Origin of the sequence: Rubripirellula lacrimiformis (assembly GCF_007741535.1) — a bacterium.
In the GTDB taxonomy this organism is placed as follows: Bacteria; Planctomycetota; Planctomycetia; order Pirellulales; family Pirellulaceae; genus Rubripirellula; species Rubripirellula lacrimiformis.
This window is the reverse complement of record NZ_CP036525.1, coordinates 4,134,301-4,151,500: the sequence shown is the minus strand read 5'-3', so window position 1 is coordinate 4,151,500 and position 17,200 is coordinate 4,134,301. Positions and strand designations below refer to the sequence as shown.

Annotated in this window: 10 protein-coding genes, 1 tRNA gene and 2 pseudogenes; 5 read left to right on the top strand and 8 right to left on the bottom strand. The window is 59.0% G+C overall.

The window, feature by feature from the left end:
• Positions 1-608 precede the first annotated feature (608 nt).
• The 5 genes and pseudogenes from K227x_RS14495 to K227x_RS31600 form a co-directional block, all read right to left on the bottom strand.
• Positions 609-794 carry a hypothetical protein gene (locus K227x_RS14495; protein WP_145170505.1) on the bottom strand — a complete coding sequence of 62 codons (186 nt, stop codon included), beginning with the start codon at positions 792-794 and terminating at the stop codon, positions 609-611.
• Positions 795-2,337: 1,543 nt separating this feature from the next.
• On the bottom strand, positions 2,338-2,841 hold the full coding sequence (locus K227x_RS14490; protein ID WP_145170503.1) for a hypothetical protein: 504 nt from the start codon (positions 2,839-2,841) through the stop codon (positions 2,338-2,340).
• A 249-nt stretch (positions 2,842-3,090) separates the two neighbouring features.
• Positions 3,091-3,438, bottom strand: a complete 348-nt coding sequence (locus tag K227x_RS14485; protein ID WP_145170501.1) for a hypothetical protein — start codon at positions 3,436-3,438, stop codon at positions 3,091-3,093.
• 839 nt (positions 3,439-4,277) lie between these two features.
• Positions 4,278-4,916: a thermonuclease family protein gene (locus K227x_RS14480; protein ID WP_246146810.1), complete on the bottom strand. Its 639-nt coding sequence runs from the start codon at positions 4,914-4,916 to the stop codon at positions 4,278-4,280.
• Positions 4,917-4,943: 27 nt separating this feature from the next.
• Positions 4,944-5,192 (bottom strand): annotated as a pseudogene (locus K227x_RS31600) (SHD1 domain-containing protein); the annotation flags it as partial.
• Positions 5,193-5,955: 763 nt separating this feature from the next.
• Between K227x_RS31600 and K227x_RS14475 the strand changes: the two are divergent.
• From K227x_RS14475 to K227x_RS31155, 3 genes and pseudogenes are all read left to right on the top strand, one after another.
• Positions 5,956-6,180 carry a DUF350 domain-containing protein gene (locus K227x_RS14475; RefSeq protein WP_145170497.1) on the top strand — a complete coding sequence of 75 codons (225 nt, stop codon included), beginning with the start codon at positions 5,956-5,958 and terminating at the stop codon, positions 6,178-6,180.
• Positions 6,177-6,269: pseudogene (locus K227x_RS31595) on the top strand (YHYH domain-containing protein); the annotation flags it as partial. The gene K227x_RS14475 and the pseudogene K227x_RS31595, both read left to right, overlap by 4 nt.
• A gap of 357 nt (positions 6,270-6,626) precedes the next feature.
• Complete coding sequence (locus tag K227x_RS31155; protein WP_246146809.1) at positions 6,627-6,827, top strand: SHD1 domain-containing protein; 201 nt, start codon at positions 6,627-6,629, stop codon at positions 6,825-6,827.
• Between the two features lie 38 nt (positions 6,828-6,865).
• On the opposite strand, the gene K227x_RS14465 is transcribed toward K227x_RS31155, so the two are convergent.
• The 3 genes from K227x_RS14465 to K227x_RS14455 form a co-directional block, all read right to left on the bottom strand.
• On the bottom strand, positions 6,866-7,330 hold the full coding sequence (locus K227x_RS14465) for a hypothetical protein (protein WP_218934012.1): 465 nt from the start codon (positions 7,328-7,330) through the stop codon (positions 6,866-6,868).
• A 352-nt stretch (positions 7,331-7,682) separates the two neighbouring features.
• A tRNA-Gln gene (locus tag K227x_RS14460) sits at positions 7,683-7,754 on the bottom strand.
• A 126-nt stretch (positions 7,755-7,880) separates the two neighbouring features.
• A complete protein-coding gene (locus tag K227x_RS14455; RefSeq protein WP_246146808.1) occupies positions 7,881-8,612 on the bottom strand; it encodes a redox-sensing transcriptional repressor Rex in 732 nt (243 codons plus the stop codon).
• A gap of 146 nt (positions 8,613-8,758) precedes the next feature.
• Here K227x_RS14455 and K227x_RS14450 point away from each other — a divergent pair, with 146 nt between their 5' ends.
• On the top strand, positions 8,759-9,082 hold the full coding sequence (locus tag K227x_RS14450) for a hypothetical protein (RefSeq protein WP_145170491.1): 324 nt from the start codon (positions 8,759-8,761) through the stop codon (positions 9,080-9,082).
• A gap of 298 nt (positions 9,083-9,380) precedes the next feature.
• Complete coding sequence (locus tag K227x_RS14445) at positions 9,381-16,976, top strand: beta strand repeat-containing protein (protein ID WP_218934110.1); 7,596 nt, start codon at positions 9,381-9,383, stop codon at positions 16,974-16,976.
• Positions 16,977-17,200: the final 224 nt, after the last annotated feature.

The following is a 17,200-nucleotide window of genomic DNA, read 5'->3' as shown; positions in this document are numbered from 1 at the left end:
GGCTTTCTCGCCGACACCACCCCTCCGATGGGGTTCCGGGCGTTTGAGGATGGGTAGGCCGCTCTCGGTAGCGTACGGTGCGGTCGTGCTGCAAACGTAGCGAGTCGGTACAACTGATGCCGCCTGCAAAAGGCGAAGAAACCTTGCCGATCAAAAGGCGGACGAAATCAGCTCTATAGGTTGATGAGTGTACCGGTGACTGACGCATCATTTCGATTACGAGTAGATCACGAATCACGTCCGCCTCGGCGCTGATTTCTAGCTTCGCCGATTCGATCGGGTCGCGTGAATACCCGACGCTGTCGCACAAACATGACGTGGCATAAACAACCGCAGCAAACGCCAAAGTCGATTCCAGGATCCGTCGAGAAGGACTCATGCAAGCACCAGAGGTTTCGAGAGAATGGACATCGCGGACCGAACACGCCATCCACGACAGCGGTTCAAACCATATTTCGCCATCCAACGCACTGCCATCCCCGCACGCAAGATGGTTCGACCATGGGGTGAGTTGAATTCAGTGACGGTCTGGCGATTGGACCGCGCTGTGCAATAGGTCAAGCAATAGGTCAGGCGGCAGGTCAGGCCGCACACGAAAGACGGGATCATCACTTCCAGAATTCCCAGAATCGGCCGAACACGGGAGCGAGACTCATCGCGATCAGCGCGACGCCCGTCGCCAGCCCTGATAACAGGAACAGCAAAATGCAAAGCTTCACGACGACTTGGTTGACGCGGCCGCCCGGACGGTCGCCAAACTCGTCTCCCGGTTGGTCTTTCAGCGGAACGGTCATGATTCACTTCCTGACGATGGCGAAATCCATCACTAGCAATGTAAGAGAGACCACGAAGCGCCCCCCCAACAAAAGGGGGGCACTCGACTCGATCAAGCGGTGCATGCAGACTGCTTCGCTTCGCGTAACGAGTGCCCCGTATTCGAGTGCCCCGTACTCGAGTGCCCCGTACTCGAGTGCCCCCATACCCGAGTGCCCCAACTCGACGTCTTACGATCACGCTCACGGCAAGCGGTACGCTTCCCCCGATTTCGCCACAGGCCGACTCGGCAAACAGAGGATCATAGGAGAAGCCAGCCGAAAAGCAAAAACGACGTGACTACCGATGCGAGCGACAATCGCCATTTGCGTGCGAAAAGTGCCGTCAACAACGATGCGAATGAGCAGAAGCAGATTGTCGAAAGGACGATCATGGCGAGAAACAGGTCTGGACCATGTTCTGGGATCACTGATTCTTCACCGAAACGCGTAAAAGTGACCAGTCCTTGAATCATCGCAAAAACCGCCCACAACGAAGCATAGAAAAACCATGCGATCCGCGTTCGCCAGCAGTGTTGAGAAGTTCCCATGAGCGTGGTCGTTCTGGTGGGCGGTTCGTAAGCAACGAGTGATCCATCCGTGTCGCGATTCAAGTCATCTCGCCACCGCCGCGCAGCGGTTTGCGGGGGGAGAGAGTTCGAGCGAGGGCGAAGAAAGAAACGACAATTGTTGATCGCTCGTCTTTAAGAACCCATTATCCGAATGTGGCTGCGGTCGATTCCGGATTGGCTACCGCTTCGTCGGCAAGCGATGGCAATGTGATGTTGTCGGCGTCCAAGGACGCGCCAGCGTCCGAACTCTAGCAGCCGATCATCTTCGTACACCCGCTCAGCATCGCGGTCCTCGTACTCGACTCCTCAATCCCCCCGACATCCGGTCAAGCCACCCGCAAACAAAACAACCAGGCCTAGGATCCAAACGCGGGCTACGAACGGATATCCCCCGTCCGGCTGTGGTAAGGCAACTCAAGCCGCGCTTCATAGCCGAAGGGTGGGGGCAAAAACGCAGACGAGAACCGGGACAATGAATATGAATTGGGTCAGCGAAAGCGCGGTCGCTAGCACCAGTGGTTGGTACTTTTCAAACAGGTTGCGACCGCTTCCACTTCCCGCTTGCACTTTCGACGCGGCAACAAATCCAATTGCCACGAGCGCTATGACGGGGCGTCAATGCCCGAATTGACTTCCGCTGCCGATGGACGGGGCCTCTGTACAGCGGCAGATACAACATTCGCTTTTCGTCATCTCCTTTGCCCGGTTCAATGGTTGAATCAAGTTCGGGCTGAGCGGAGCCTTCGAACTGCATTCGTGATGGACTTCCGATCAGGACGAGCAAACACAGAGCTGAATACAACATTGTTTTCGACCAGATGCTGGAAACCAGAAAGACGGAAAGTTCGATAGTGTACACCGTCTAGCACCCGAGCAATCTGATCACGATCGCACAGCCGGCGACGATCGCAGTGACGAGCAGCAAACGTCGTGTGGTCAAACGTCGGATGAAACTATTCACCCTTGGAGGTATTGCGGTGCAGGCACGCGTCGAGAGACGACTCAACTTTTTGCAGTGCCGCAAGATTCCCGTGCTTGCGATCACGAAACGGTTGCCAATAGCGAAACGCCTGTGGATACCGAAACGGTCGCAAAACAATCACGATTGGATTGTATTCGCGATCGCCTGCGAAGAAGCGGAAAACAGCGACCGGCAGGGAAAGCGTCCGCCAGTGCCGACGTTCAGACCAGTTCAGAATGATGGCACGACCTTGGAGTCGAGGGATCACCGAATCGGTCATGTAGTCACGCCAATGTGGGCTGTCGGAATAGACCACCAAAGTGTCGATCCCCCGGGCGCCCCACAGCAGCCAAACGATGAAAGTCAGCGCGGCGCCATAGACCAACATGCAGACAAGCCATGCGAGCAGCAGCGGGATGATCAGCAAGAACACCGGAGCAAGCAGCACAACCGCGACAAATTGGGTGAAGACGTTCGTTTCGCGTTTCAGCACCACGGCGACGAGCGTCCTTCATGCGGGGAACGGTTGCGATCCACCGATCGCAACCGGGGATTGTCGATCCATAAGTCCAGCATCGCTACTGGGGCGTGCGGCTTGATCACTTCACATTCGATGCGACAAACAGATCCTGAATCGCCGAATCAATCTCGTGTCGGTCGTGCGCGTAGTTTGGATGTTCTCGGATCAGCTTCAAAGTCGAGATGATCGCACGCTGCTGTGCCGAAGTCAAAAGTTGCCCCCATCCTACCGGATGTTCTCCACACTGGATTCCGTCAGCGGGATATCGGAGAGCGACAGATGGGTGATCGAGTCCGGGAATTTGGCTGATCGAATGGCCGAATCCGTGATTCGCGTGCCACCGATCGCGAGGTCGGTAAGTCGTCCAAACTCGCAGATCAGCGGCAGAGAAAAATTGGTGATGCGTGAAAAATTGGCGATCAAGAATTGAAGATCAGCCCATCCAGCGAGTGCGACGACGTGACGATCCGCCAATTGGCTCTCATGCGCGTCGATTCCGTAGGCGTCGTTGGCCTTGGCGCCCGAACCCTCGATCGCGGATGCCAGATAACGAAGCCTTTGCGATTTATTCACTGGACTGCACCGTGTATTGCCACTGGTGTTTTTCGAGCGTCGAAACGAGTACTGCGATGAATCGGTCGTCAAGCTTCCCACGGTGTGACGAGAGTCGCATGGGAAGAATGTGAAGCCAGTCTGGTCGATCAGCGTCGTCGTGCGATACAAAACCCATCACAGAAGCATTGCACAGAACACTTGGCTGGCCGGGCTGCGTGCAACTCAGCATCGCACGTGTCCGCCATTCCCCGCTACCACCCTGGCGCACGGACGAGTTGGTAACGGCCCATCCTTCGGAGATCAGTGTTTCGGCAAATGATTCAATCGCCTGATCGGTAGCGATCTTCTGCGCATCGTAAGTCGCAATTGTCGCCGCCCGCCGTCGCGCGTGACGGGATCCGGCGGCAAACAAAATGGCAGTGACAGCCGTGACCAGAAGCAACGCTGCAAGGCTAAACTGGCGGCGTGGCATCATGGCCATCATCAACAATCACAGTACAGTAAGGCTGCCCACACGCAGGCCAGAGAATCACGGCCGCCACGCGCGGACCGAGCAGCCAGCCTTTCGCATCGCGAGGCCCGGCGCTCGTAAAGGAAGCCTGCAAATCTCACGACCGAAAACGAGAGGTAGACGGATCGACTGAGAAAGTTTGAAAAATCTGACCTCGTTCCGGCCAGCCAGCACCGATGGCACGAATGTTGAGAGATGCGGAGGACAATAAATCCCTGATCGATCAGGAGGCTGCCGAGTTGAGCCGAAAAGCCAACGCCAAGACTCCAAGCACGCTTCATTTTCAAACCTGTTCTCGAATTGCAGCCAGTGCTCGTTTCGCTTTACCTGGACGTTGTATCCCAAATCACTTGCTCGGTGGCTTGCAAACCTTGCAGGCATCGTAAGCGCTGATCGCGCGACTGAGCGGGATCGGAGACGAAGACTTCCTGCAATACCGGCATGATTGGCGGTGGTACTTCGTGCCGGTGTCGGTGATGTACACCGTGGTATCTGTCGTGCGGATGGATGGTGCAGGGATCGCCTGCTCGATGTTCGCCATCGCAGGCCGCTTCGGCGCCGCTGTCACACCGTTCCGAAAGTCCCAGGGTGGCACCAGGTCGTTTCGCGACCAAAGGCCACGGCGTGCAGCCTTCGACTCACTCTCCGCGTCCGCAAACCTTTGATCTTCGTTGTACTTTTTGTAGTGCCAGGCGAGTCCGTTTCGTGCCAACTCCAGGTTCAGCCAAGTGTCCCCGAGATACACATCCGCAAGGTTCCTATTGTAGCGGTCCCTTTCGCGGAGTTCGACGCGGACCACTTTTTCATGAATGCGACTACCCAGGAAGTCTTTGGCAACATTACCGAAATCCTGACCTTGCTCTGGCGCATCGATCCCATCCAGCCGAATTGTGATGTTTTCTTCCGCGATGGTCCGCAACTGGATGGTGTCGCCATCCATGATCGACGTCACGAAACCGATTGCGATATTCGCTGATTGGTTCACTCTTGGTGCAGTGGCGTGGACGGCAAAGGCCCGGTCAGCGACGCTCAAGTGGTCGGGGTTTGTGATGAACCGATTGCCATCAACCCGCTCCAGCAGCAGCTTGCCCTTTTCCGCTCTGATCAACGAGGCAACGATTGCTCGTGTCCCTGAGCTATCCGTCCACGTACGGCGCGCTGGTTCGATTGTCGGACTACTCGCCTTGAAGACGAGTGGCGGCAGATCGGCGGCACCAGCGGTGGCCGAAATTAGCAGACCTAATGCGAGCAGAAGTCTCATGAATTTCCTTTAACGCTCATTCGATCTTGCACCAAACGTCGCTAACGCGACATGTGCTAGGGGGGTGGATGCTTGTCGTTTTCCCGACAACGCTGGATGCAGTAGCAATGTTGTAGTCTCCGATTCTAGTCGGTCACTTTGATTGCTCAACTTCGGCCGCAGCCTTTCAGAACGCCCGTTCCTTCATCGCGAACAAGCGCTAAACCGTTGCGGTCTGGTTGATCTGCTGAACTTCCAGAACAGGTTTACGATCTGCGACGACGCCGTCAGCGGCACTTTTAGCGAACCTCCACACCAGGACGCAATGATTCACCAAGATAGGATTTCTGCCGAAAAGCATCGTTCATTCGACACCTGCCGTCGCGTATTCCTGGGGTAGTTCATCGAACGTGAAGCGATGGCAAGTTTGCGGAATGAGTTTGATCGCGATCGTGTTAGGTGGCGTCTTCGTTTCAATCCGAATCGGAAGCGGCGGTCACGTTGTGTGGCAGACCCCCGCAAGCGCAGTGCGAAAAACCTCGCCCGACACGTGACTTTCCTACCGCCTGTCACCGACGGGGCTACCGGTCGGTCAGTTTTGTCATTTTGAACCTCCTTTAGTAGCGAAAAGCAACACTCGCCAACGCTGGACTTTGGGGGGGGCGGTGCCCCCGTGACATTCGGGGGAAGGCTATTCTATAGTCGTGAATCGCAGGGACTTGAATGGCCAAAATTTCGGCTCGTCCCGTTGCGATCGCAGTGTCGAGCACAAGGAACCTAATCGATGGCGGAAATTTTCGAGGCCTATCTTATCACGTTTGGATGGGCAATTACCGGATCAATCTCCATGGGGCTTGGGATCATTATCGCGGTGAAAATGTTCGATCTCTCGACTACGAAGGTGGATGAATGGCAACTCATCAAGGACAACAACATCGCGATGGCAATCATCCTCGCAGCCCTCATTCTGTCGGTGGGCTATGTTATCGGAGCTGCTATTGGGCACTGATATCCCTGGCTTGTTGCAGTCATGCATTTGGGCATTCGGGAGGACTAGACTCCAGTGGTGGACATCGCAATAGCAAGACCGGTGGCTATCACTTCCACCGAAGCTCAGGAGGCAGTGCCGTACCAACTTACAGCTCTTCAGCGTCAAGCTTTCAGGTTCCCTACGCGTCAGCGCGAACGTCTGCCAGGAGCACAGCCAGACGGTCTCCTCGACTCAGCTATTACACGAACGCTAGGCGCTCGCTCACAGAACGACGCGAAAAAGAATCCGGACAGAACGTTCGAGACGCGAACGCAGTCCTCCGGCCACACTTCAATTTTCACCATCTCGAACGCGACCCATACGAAGCGGTATCGTTCACCGAAGCTGGCGTGTCATGGCGACTGTTCACACCCCGACAAAACCATATTCGAGTCTCGAAAGACGAGATAGTTCGAATCGAACCAGTGGACGATGCAATCGACTTTCGTACTTGGATCGATTCGACAGGAAAACACTCGACCGTGGCGAAGTACCTTGAGCTGAAGGTACCGAGCGTTGTCCTTGAAAAGCTGGATGGTGATCGCGTCAAGTTGCGGATCGACCGACTCAGCAACTACGACAAGAAGTATTTGCAGTCCACCGTAGACAAGATAAATCAACTATAAACTATCCAAAACGGAATGAACGATGGGGATAGCAGGCATCAATCATCGCGAGCGATCGTTCCATCCAGTCGGGTTTCGATCGCCATATCTTGGTCGATCCGCGCAACGCATCGCTTGCTGGCGTCGGGATCCTTCAATGCTAGGTTGACAATCGCTTCCTTCTGCCAGATCCAGTTGTCCGCTCGGGTTCCACGGATGACGATGGATCTAGGAATTTCCGGCTCGTCGTCGAAACCAACTCGTAGCACTGGAGATGATCCCGACGCGGCCCAAGCGTTGGCGCCCACTCGAAGTAAGTTTTCCGCATCCGCTTTTTGTCGAAGCGGATTGAAGTGAAACAGCAGCGGTCGCGCTTCGTCGATGCGATCGAGCAGGCTTGCGATGCCGCAATTGTTGAGCGGGCAGTGGGTTAGCTGCCGTGGAATCCCACCACCTGCATGGCGAAACTCGGTTTGGATTTGTCTGTGGTGTCGAATCATTCGTAGTCGACGCACTTTTGGCATGAAGGGTGTCTAGCCAACCGCTGCTGCACCAACCGCAGAAACGCGTCTGGTGCTGTGCGCCTGGCGAGCGATGGTGGGAGAGCCTGCGCCGGACCAGGGTGCTTCTTTCCACCGCCGGACGGGCCACGCCAAATACGAGCAGCCAAGTCCCCCCCTCAGCGACCGGTGCCCGCCGATCGCTATGGCGTTTTGATGGGTTTTCATTGAACGCGTCCCAGACTGCTTGTCTGGGGGGTGGGCCCCCGCAAGACTTCGAACGGGTGACCCGGCGGGTGACCCGGGCCGAGAAAGGCGAGAAGGTCAAACCGTACAGACACAAAAAAAGCCCGGTAAAACCGGGCTTTTTTCGAAGCTACCCCGCTAGGACTTGAACCTAGAATGGCTGGACCAAAACCAGCTGTGTTGCCAATTACACCACGGGGTAGTTGTTGGGTTGTCTTGGGCGAAGTTTAGCACGACTTTGCCGGACGCCAAAGAGGACATGGAGAAGTTCTTTTCGGTTCGATTTACTTCGTCCGTTTGCGTGGGATACTTTACCTGTTTCGGCCGATTATGGCGGCGATTTGTTACTTTGCACCGCAAAAACTAGTCTCTGCAGCTCGCTGGCTAGGTCCACATTCACGATCGCTACCCGCGGCGGCAACTTAATTGTTGTCGGCGCAAAATTTAAAATTCCGCTGACGCCCCCGCGGACCAGCCGATCGGCGATGTCCCCGGCGACGTCGGCCGGGACCGCCAAAATCGCCAATTGAGCCGGTTTTTGGACCAGAAAGTCGTCCATCACCGCGGCATCCAGGACGGTGACCCCCGCGATCGTGGTACCGATCCGGCGTGGGGAGTTGTCGAACGCCCCGCTGAGCTGGAATCCCAGACGCTGGAACCCCCGATAGCGGAGCAGCGCGTCGCCGAGCGAACCGACGCCGATCAACACCACATTCCACTCGGTCCCCGAACCCAGCACGACGCCGATCCGGTCCACCAACCGCTGCACGTCGTATCCGACGCCCCGGCGGCCGATCGTCCCCAGTGCACTGAGGTCGCGGCGGACCACGGCCGGGGAAACATCCACCAGTCTCCCCAGCTGGCGGCTGTTGACGCTGGTCACGCCGGTCTCGATCAACCGATGCAGTTCACGAAAATAAAGACTCAGTCGCCCCACGGCCGGCTGAGGCAGCCCGAGAGGCAATTCGGACTTCTTTCCAAGCGGTCCCGCCGCCGGGGTGGATTCGCCATCCACCGGAGCGTGGGGATCACTTTCGCTGGACGGCTGGGAATCGGCCACGGGCGTCTCTGCGAATGGAGGATGGTGGCGGCTGAGGAGTCAACCGAGCACAGGGTTGGAGGTCGAGGGGCAAAATTCGCAAGTCGGGGAGGCTGGTTGAAAGGCGGACGCTGCAATTGATAGGTCGCGAAGATCGGGAACCGGCCATGCAGCGCCGATGGGTGAGTCCCCAGGATACGGTCGTGGAGATTGCGGCAGTGTTCCAGCAAGACAAGACGTGCGATCGACGGATCGAACCGGTCATGGAGATGCTGCCAACGCAAGCTTGCCGCAGCGCGGTTTCTCGCGAGGGACCGCTGTTTCTAGTCCCCACGTCCTCAGGATACCCGCACTGGGTGTCCGAAAGTCAAGACACTCGGGATCACATTCTCGGCCCGCTTGCCGAGGGCGCGGGCGGAGTGTCAGCCGAACAGGTGGTGGCGGTGACGGTTCGGCGATGGCACCTGGCGACCATGAAGCCCGCTCGCTGATCATCGGCACGCCGCGGCGGACCGGCAAAATCGTCGCGGTGTCCCTGGTTGTCATTGTCGGCGCCGAACGTCGATCGAATTCGCGATTTTTTAGATGGGGGAAGTGAATCGCATGCCCGCAGCGCGGGACCAAACCGCTAAATTGGGTGGGTGTGCGCAAGACGAGTGGACGGCGAGATCGGATCGCTTATTGCTGAAGCAATTCGGTGCGAGATCGTTGTCGACACGTCACTGCAGTGCCTCCTTCGAATCCGCTTCGAAGACAAACCAAGACCTACACCCTGTTGAGCTCGGAACCATGAACAAGCGTCCTTCTCGTATCGCACGTCTTTTCGCGAACTCTGTCGTCACTCGTGAATCATCGAGCACTTCCGAATGCACCGGAGCCACGTCCAGCAATCCACCCCACGGGCGAAGCAAGTCCAGCATGCGGCAGCGAACTCGGCGCCGTCTGCACGCCGAAGGGTTAGAGGCCAGACGGTTGTTGGCTGCCTATGTCGTTGACACGGTGGATGATTCGACGGCCGTCGACGGATTGGTCAGTTTGCGAGAGGCGATCGAAGCGGCCAACACGAACTCGGCTGTCGGCGACGCGATCGCGGGCGAAGGTGCAGCGACTGATACGATCACCTTTGCAGCCGGATTGTCGGCGATGACGATCACGCTTGGCAGCGAACTATCCATTGTCGATTCGCTGGACATCTCGTTAGGCGCCGGGGAAAACATCACGGTGGATGGCGGCGGCAACGGCCGAGTCTTTTCGGTCGGTACCGGCAGCACCAGTGTATCGATCAGCGGAATCACGTTGTCCGGCGGTGTGGCGGACAACGGTGGCGCGATCCTGGTCGCGGCTGGGGAAAGCCTGGTGCTGGACGGTGTGACGCTAACCAGCAACGAGGCCAATGGCGACGCGGCCACTGAGGGCGGCGGTGCGTTGTTCAACGATGGCGGATCGGTCACCATCACAAATTCGACGATCAGCGGGAATGTGGCATCGGGAGCAGCGGGCAGCGGTGGCGGGCTGATGAATTTCGGCGGCACGCTGATGGTTTCCAACACGACGATCGACAGCAACGTCGCCAATCGCGCCGGTGGTGGGATCGAATCCACGACGGACTCGACCAACACGCTGACCGACGTGACGCTCAGCAACAACAACGCGGGTGTTTCCCCAGCGGTCGCACGCCCCGGCAACGGTGGCGGCATGCACTTGTCGGGCAACGCCGGCGTCACCATCACGGGCGGATTGATCACCAACAATACCGCGGCCCAAGAGGGCGGTGGATTGTGGAACAGCACGGCCACGATGACGATCGATGGCACCACCATTTCCGGCAACACGGCCAGCGGCGATGCAGCGGACGATGGCGGTGGGGCGGTTTTCAACAATGGCGGCTCGGTCGACATCAGCAACGCAACGATGCAAGACAACGCGGCCGATGGTGTGGCCGGCAGTGGCGGCGCGATCCTGAACCTGGGCGGAACGTTGGTCGTCACGGCATCGGAGATCAGTCAAAACGAAGCCAACCGAGCCGGCGGCGGAATCGAGGCGACCGCGGGCACCATCAACACGCTGACGAACGTCACCTTGGATGACAACGTGGCGGGAATCGTCGCGTCACCGGGCAACGGTGGCGGGCTGCACATCACCGGCGCGGGCGATGCCACGGTCACCGGCGGCACGGTCAGCGGCAACCTAGCGGCCAACGAAGGCGGCGGTCTGTGGAACGGATCGGGAACCATGATGGTCAGCGGTGGCACCCAGCTGAGTAACAATACGGCGGGCAATGACGACGCCGACAACGGTGGCGGAGCCATCTTCAATAGCGGCGGCATCGTGAACGTTTCCGGTGCCACGATCAGCGGCAACATGGCGGTGGGAACCCGCGGCAGCGGCGGCGGGATTTTGAATGTGGACGGTGGGTCGTTGACCGTGTCCACCACGACGATTTCGGGGAACAGCGCCGATGGGATCCTAACGGGTGATGGCGGCGGCGGGATTCTAAGTATCGACGGCACCGTCACGATCAGCGATTCGGACATCCTAGAGAACACTGCCGACGGAATCGCGGGCAGCGGCGGTGGGATCCTGTCACGCGGCGGCCAGTTGACGATCACCGACACAGTGATCGCCGGCAACTTGGCCAACCGAGCGGGCGGCGGTATCGAACTGGGCAGCGTGTTGGCGACGCTGACCGATGTGACGCTGGGTGGCACCAACCCTGCCGATGGCAACTCGGTCGCGTTCGGAGTCCCCAGTCCGGGCAACGGGGGCGGGCTGCACGTGTCCGCGGATTCCGCGGTTACCATCGTCCGCGGCAGCGTTCAAAACAACACAGCCATCGAAGGCGGCGGTCTTTGGAATTCGTCCACCGGCCAGATGACGATCACCGGCACGACGATCACCCAGAACATCGCGACTCGCGGCGGTGGCATCCACAACGACGCCGGGTCGTCGACGGCCGACCAGTTGTATTCGTTGAACTTCACACCGCTGAACACATCGGGAGTCTCCGGAACCGGCAATGTGACGGTCAGTTCACCGACCGCGACGACTCGCACGATTCGAGTCGTCATCCATGCCACGGGGCTAGAGGACCTGAGCGGTATTCCCGGCGCGATCCACGTGGCGCATATCCACGGACAGTTTGCGGGCAACGCCGATCGGCCCATTTTGGAACAAGGCGATGGAGTCTTTTTTGATGGCACCGGAGGCACCGGCAACGCGGCCCCGCCAACAGCATCGGTCGCACCATCGTTGGGCGAGGATGACGGACGGACGGTGGCGGACGGTTTCCTGGATTTCTTGGAAGGTCGCCCCAAGTACGGTCCGGTGTTGTTGAATTTGACGTCGACTCAAATGCGTGACGCGGCGCCCAATGGTTCCAACCCGCCCGCTGGCGTTCCGCCGCTGACCCACTTTTTGTCTTTAGCGGGTTCCAGCGACATCGATCCGGCCGCGTTGTTTCCCAACGGCACGGATTTCACCCTGGACACGACCTACACGTTTGATTTGACGGATCCGGACGAGGCTCGCCAGTTCGCCAATCTGTCGCCGTTGTCGCTGCGAGAAATTGTGCTGCACGGTCAATCGATCGACAAAGCGGTCTCCGACGCCATCGATGCGGCAACGATGGGAACCGCGCCGGGTGGCGTCGACCTGGGCAACGGGATGGCGTTCCGCGTGACGGCGCCGGTTGCCGTCGCAGAAGTGCAAGCCGTCGGTGGGCGTTTGACCATCACCGACGCCACGATTTCGGGGAATGAAGCCCTCGAAAACGGCGGTGGTATTCTGAACGAAGCCGGTGACGTGCATCTGGTCGACACCGATCTGATGGGAAATTCGTCCGGTGCCGATGAACCCGGCGAAGGCGGTGGTGCGATCTTCAGCGGCGGAACCATGTCGATCGCGGGAGGCACGATTGACCAGAACACAGCGATCGTCGGGCTGGGCAACGGCGGCGGCATCCTGAACACGGGGACGCTGCGTGTTACCGGAACCGCGATCACGGCCAACAGTGCCGCGCGTGCGGGTGGCGGCATCGAGAACTCTGGAACACTGGAACTGTTTTCGACGACGCTTGGCAACAACGTCACCGGCATCAACGGTGGTGGGTTGCACGTCAGCGACAACGGAGTCGTCACGATCGCCGATGGTGCGGTCACCGGCAACACGGCTGGTCGCGAGGGTGGCGGGCTGTGGAACAACAGCAGTTTGATGACCGTCGACGGCACCACCTTATCGGGAAATACGGCTAGCGGCGACGCGGCCGACGATGGTGGCGGCGCCATCTTCAACAACGGCGGAACACTGATGGTTCGCACGGTCACCATCATCAACAACACGGCCGATGGTGCGTCCGGCAGCGGCGGCGGGATCATGAACTTGGGGGGAACGTTGTTGGTGGATTCGAGTTCGATTACCAACAATGTTGCCAATCGCGCCGGCGGCGGTATCGAATCGACCTCTGGTTCGTCCACATCGCTGACCGACGTGACTCTATCGGCAAACACGGCTGGCCCATCGGGATCGGCCGCGCCCGGCAGCGGTGGCGGATTGCACGTCACCGGTGCCGGATCGGTGTCCATTACCGGCACGACGGTCGCCGGGAACGTGGCGGCGTCGGAAGGTGGTGGACTGTGGAATGGCAGCGCGCGGATGACGCTGTCGGATGTGATCATTTCGGGCAACACGGCCAGCGGTGATGCATTCGACCAAGGTGGTGGCGGTGTCTTCAATTCGTCGGGAACCGTTCGCATCGATGACCAAACTCGCATCGAAGGCAACGTTGCCGATGGGGCCGCAGGCAGCGGCGGCGGAATTCTGAATGATGCCGGCGGAACGCTGATCGTTGCCGATTCGATCATTCGCCAAAACATCGCCAATCGTGCTGGGGGCGGAATCGAAACCGGTACCAATTCGACGGTCGTGATGACCGATGTGACGTTGGACCAAAACCAAGCCGGCACGGCTCCGGCAACCGCCGCACCGGGCAACGGTGGTGGGTTGCATGTTTCCGGAAGCGGTGACGTGACGATCATCGGCGGGATTGTCAGCGACAATCAGGCGGCGTCCGAAGGCGGTGGTCTATGGAACGGATCGGGCCGAATGATCGTCGACGGGACCACGGTTTCGCAGAACACCGCGTCCGGAAACGCCGCCGATCAAGGCGGTGGCGGGTTGTTCAACGAAGCGGGCGAACTGATCGTACGCGGCAACAGCATGATCATCCAGAATGTCGCCAACGGAACCAGCGGCAGTGGCGGGGGCATCCTGAACAACGTCGGTGCTAGCTTGGTGATTCAGAATTCGGAAGTGTCGTCCAACGCAGCTTCGCGAGCCGGCGGTGGCATCGAAGACAATGCGGGTTCGTCAACGACGATCACCAACAGCCGTTTGACCAACAACACGGCCGCGTCCAGTCCTGGCAACGGCGGTGCGCTGCACGTGACGGGCGCGGGCAACGTTTCGATCGTATCGACCACTGTTGCGGGCAACACGGCCAGCAACGAAGGCGGCGGCCTTTGGAACAGTGCTGTCGGAATCATGTCGGTATCCCGGTCGACGCTAAGCGGCAACGAAGCGATTGACGGTGGCGGAATCTTTGGCGACGGCGCCGGTGGTTCGCTGTCGGTGGTCAACACGACGATTTCCGACAACACGGCGATGGGCAAAGGCGGCGGGATGTCGGTCGAAGGTGGCGCGCTGACGTTGATAGGCGTCACGGTCGCCCAGAACGCGGCGGCGGTCGGTGGCGGTATCAACTATGAAACCACGTCGGCGATCATTTCCAATTCGATCTTGGCGACAAACACGGCGACCACCAACCCGAACGGTGCAGGAGCGCTGGCCAGTGGCGGTAATAACCTGTTTGGTGACCCAACCGGACTGATCATCACCGGATCGACGGATCCGGTCGACGTCGATCCGCTGCTGGGCCCCCTATCGGACAACGGCGGCCCCACGCTGACCCATGCACTGTTAGCCGGATCGCCAGCACTGGATGCCGGCGCGATGTTCGGTTTGACGCAAGACCAACGAGGGGTGGCACGGCCGCAAGGACCTGCGATCGACATCGGTGCATTCGAATCATCGCTTGCGGCACCGCTGAACGATGGCGACATCGACGCCAACGATTCCGCGCCGGGTTCCGCAGGTGATTCCGCGGCCGATTCGTTCAACGTCACCTTCGATGCGGTATCGAATGTTTACGTGGTCACCGTCAACGGCAACGAGGTTCAGCGAGTTGCCCCAGGGACGGTGTCGGTGATTCGCATCACCGGTTCCAGCGACAACGACACGGTCACCATCAACGACGGATCGGCCGCGTCGCCTGGTACCCCGCCACAGAACTTTGAAATCCTTGGCTTTGGCGGCGATGACACGGTCACCATCAACTCGCTGAACTCGGGCAACTCCGTTTCCATTGACGGTGGCGACGGCAACGACACCGTCAATGTTGGCGACGCATTTGCCGACACCGCGGTGGCCGGAACCGTTATGGTTTCCGGAGGAAGCCAGTCGGGGCCTAACCGACGGATACGTACTGGTGGTTTGGTGTCGCCCAACAATCCGTATGACGCAACGTCTCAGTACGTCGAATCAACGCCCGCATCTTCGGCCACTGGCGACACGCTGAACGTCCATGTTCGTTCGGCCAGCACAAGCCAGAAGGTTTCGGTCGACATGGTCGATCAAACGATCACTCGATCGTTCATTCGATTGGTATCGTTCGAAGGATTTGAAACGATCGGACTGGCCACGGGCGAAGGCGACGATTCGATCGAGGTACGCACCTCGGCAGCTGGCGGAAACGTGCTGACCGTCGATGGGCGTGGCGGCGACGACGTCGTCAGCGTCCTGGGCACGACGGGCAACGACGCGTTGCTGGTGCAATCGATCATGACCGACGCGACCGCTCGCACTTCGACCGAAGTTGGCAATGTCGAGTTCCTGTTTATCGACGGACAAGCTGGCAACGACGTCATCATCAATGATGCGGGCGGCGGCAGTGTGGGCACGTCACCGATCTCGGTGCTGTCGGGCGGCGCCGGCGATGACATCTTGATCGGCGGCAACCGCACCGATGCGATCTTCGGTGGTGATGGAACCGATGCGATCCTGGGCGGTGCGGGCGACGACTTCCTGTTCACCGACCATGATCCGGACGGGCAAAGGTATTCGTCATCGGGCGAATTGATTCTGACCGGATCGGGATCCGACCGCGGTGTCGGCATTGACGGTGACGTCGTGGTTGGACAGTTGACCACGGAGACCACCGACGGCGGTATTTCGATTTCGATCTTCCCACAAAGCGACTTTCCGACCGCAAGCTTGGCGGACGTTGACGCGTTGATTGCTGAATCGTTCAGCACGTTGGCGGGGTTAGGGTTCGATTTCCCGTTGATCGATGGTCCGGCAACGGATCTGGGCGAAGTCGATTTCCAACTGCTGGAAGGTCTTAGTTTGTCGAATCGCACCACGGTGCAGTTCGCGCTGACCGCGCGTCAGGCCGGGACATTGACCGTTGAAACAGTCGTCGGCAGTGATACCGATGGTCCCATCCGTTTTGTCTTGTTGGATGACCAGGGACGTTTCTTGGCCGTTGCAACACCGCAAGCGGGCAACGAACGGCTGGACATCGACGTCACCGCTGGCCAAGCGGTACGGATCGCGATCTATGGCGGCAACACCGACTTTGACCTGCGAATCAACAACCTGGTCTCTGGCACGATGTTACCGATCGTGGCCGGAACCGCAGGCGACGACGTGTTCGAGCTGATGACAATCGGCAACACAGCGAATTTTTCCGTCAACGGGACGACTTATTCGCGTCAGTTGCCCGCCGGGGAACAGATCGAGTTCCTGTCCAGCGGCGGCGAAGACCAACTGCGTCTATCGGCGTCCGACGGGATGGCTCGCGTCCTGAAACAGGGCAATTCTGTCGCAGCGTTCGGTGATCAAATCGCCGCGTTGGTCCGCGGCATTCCGATCGTCGAAGTGTTGGTCGGCGATCTTCGACCGCTGCTGCAAAACCCGCTGGATCGATTCGATGTAACCGGCGATGGTCAGGTGACGGCGTTGGATGCGTTGCGGATCATCAACTATCTGGATCGCAGCGGTATCGGACCGATCTCGGACGTGATCGAGCGGATTGATCAGTCGATCTTGGGCTTCATCAACGGCACCAGCGACATTGACGTCAACGGTGACAACGCCATCACCGCGTTGGATGCGCTGCAGGTGATCAATCGATTGGGCGTTGTCGGCGGGCCCGGATCCGAGCAAGTGGAGTTCGTGATCGATCCAGGCCAAACTGCGATCGATACGCTGTTCGGCAGCGACGATGACGAGGACGACGCAAACGCAGACGGCGAGAATCGGTTGTTCTAACGGTTGAGTGCGAGTCGAGTGAACGACAGGGGACGCGATCGGGGTGGATACTCGGTGCGTGATTACCGCGGTCGTTTAACCGCGTGCCCATCGGGCCGCGCGTTTTGCGTTGCCTGGGTGGTGGGCGCACGGGGCGTTGCCCACGCGGTTAAACGATTTGGGGAGCGGGTGGATACTCGATGCGGATCACTCACCGTCGTTTAACCGCGTGGCTAGCGGGCCGC

Bases quoted from the DNA above. Each gene is read 5' to 3' on its own strand.
- K227x_RS14465 (WP_218934012.1), bottom strand. From the start codon at position 7,330: ATGCCAAAAGTGCGTCGACTACGAATGATTCGACACCACAGACAAATC.
- K227x_RS14445 (WP_218934110.1), top strand. From the start codon at position 9,381: ATGAACAAGCGTCCTTCTCGTATCGCACGTCTTTTCGCGAACTCTGTC.
- K227x_RS14475 (WP_145170497.1), top strand. From the start codon at position 5,956: ATGGCGGAAATTTTCGAGGCCTATCTTATCACGTTTGGATGGGCAATT.
- K227x_RS14450 (WP_145170491.1), top strand. From the start codon at position 8,759: ATGCAGCGCCGATGGGTGAGTCCCCAGGATACGGTCGTGGAGATTGCG.
- K227x_RS14495 (WP_145170505.1), bottom strand. From the start codon at position 794: ATGACCGTTCCGCTGAAAGACCAACCGGGAGACGAGTTTGGCGACCGT.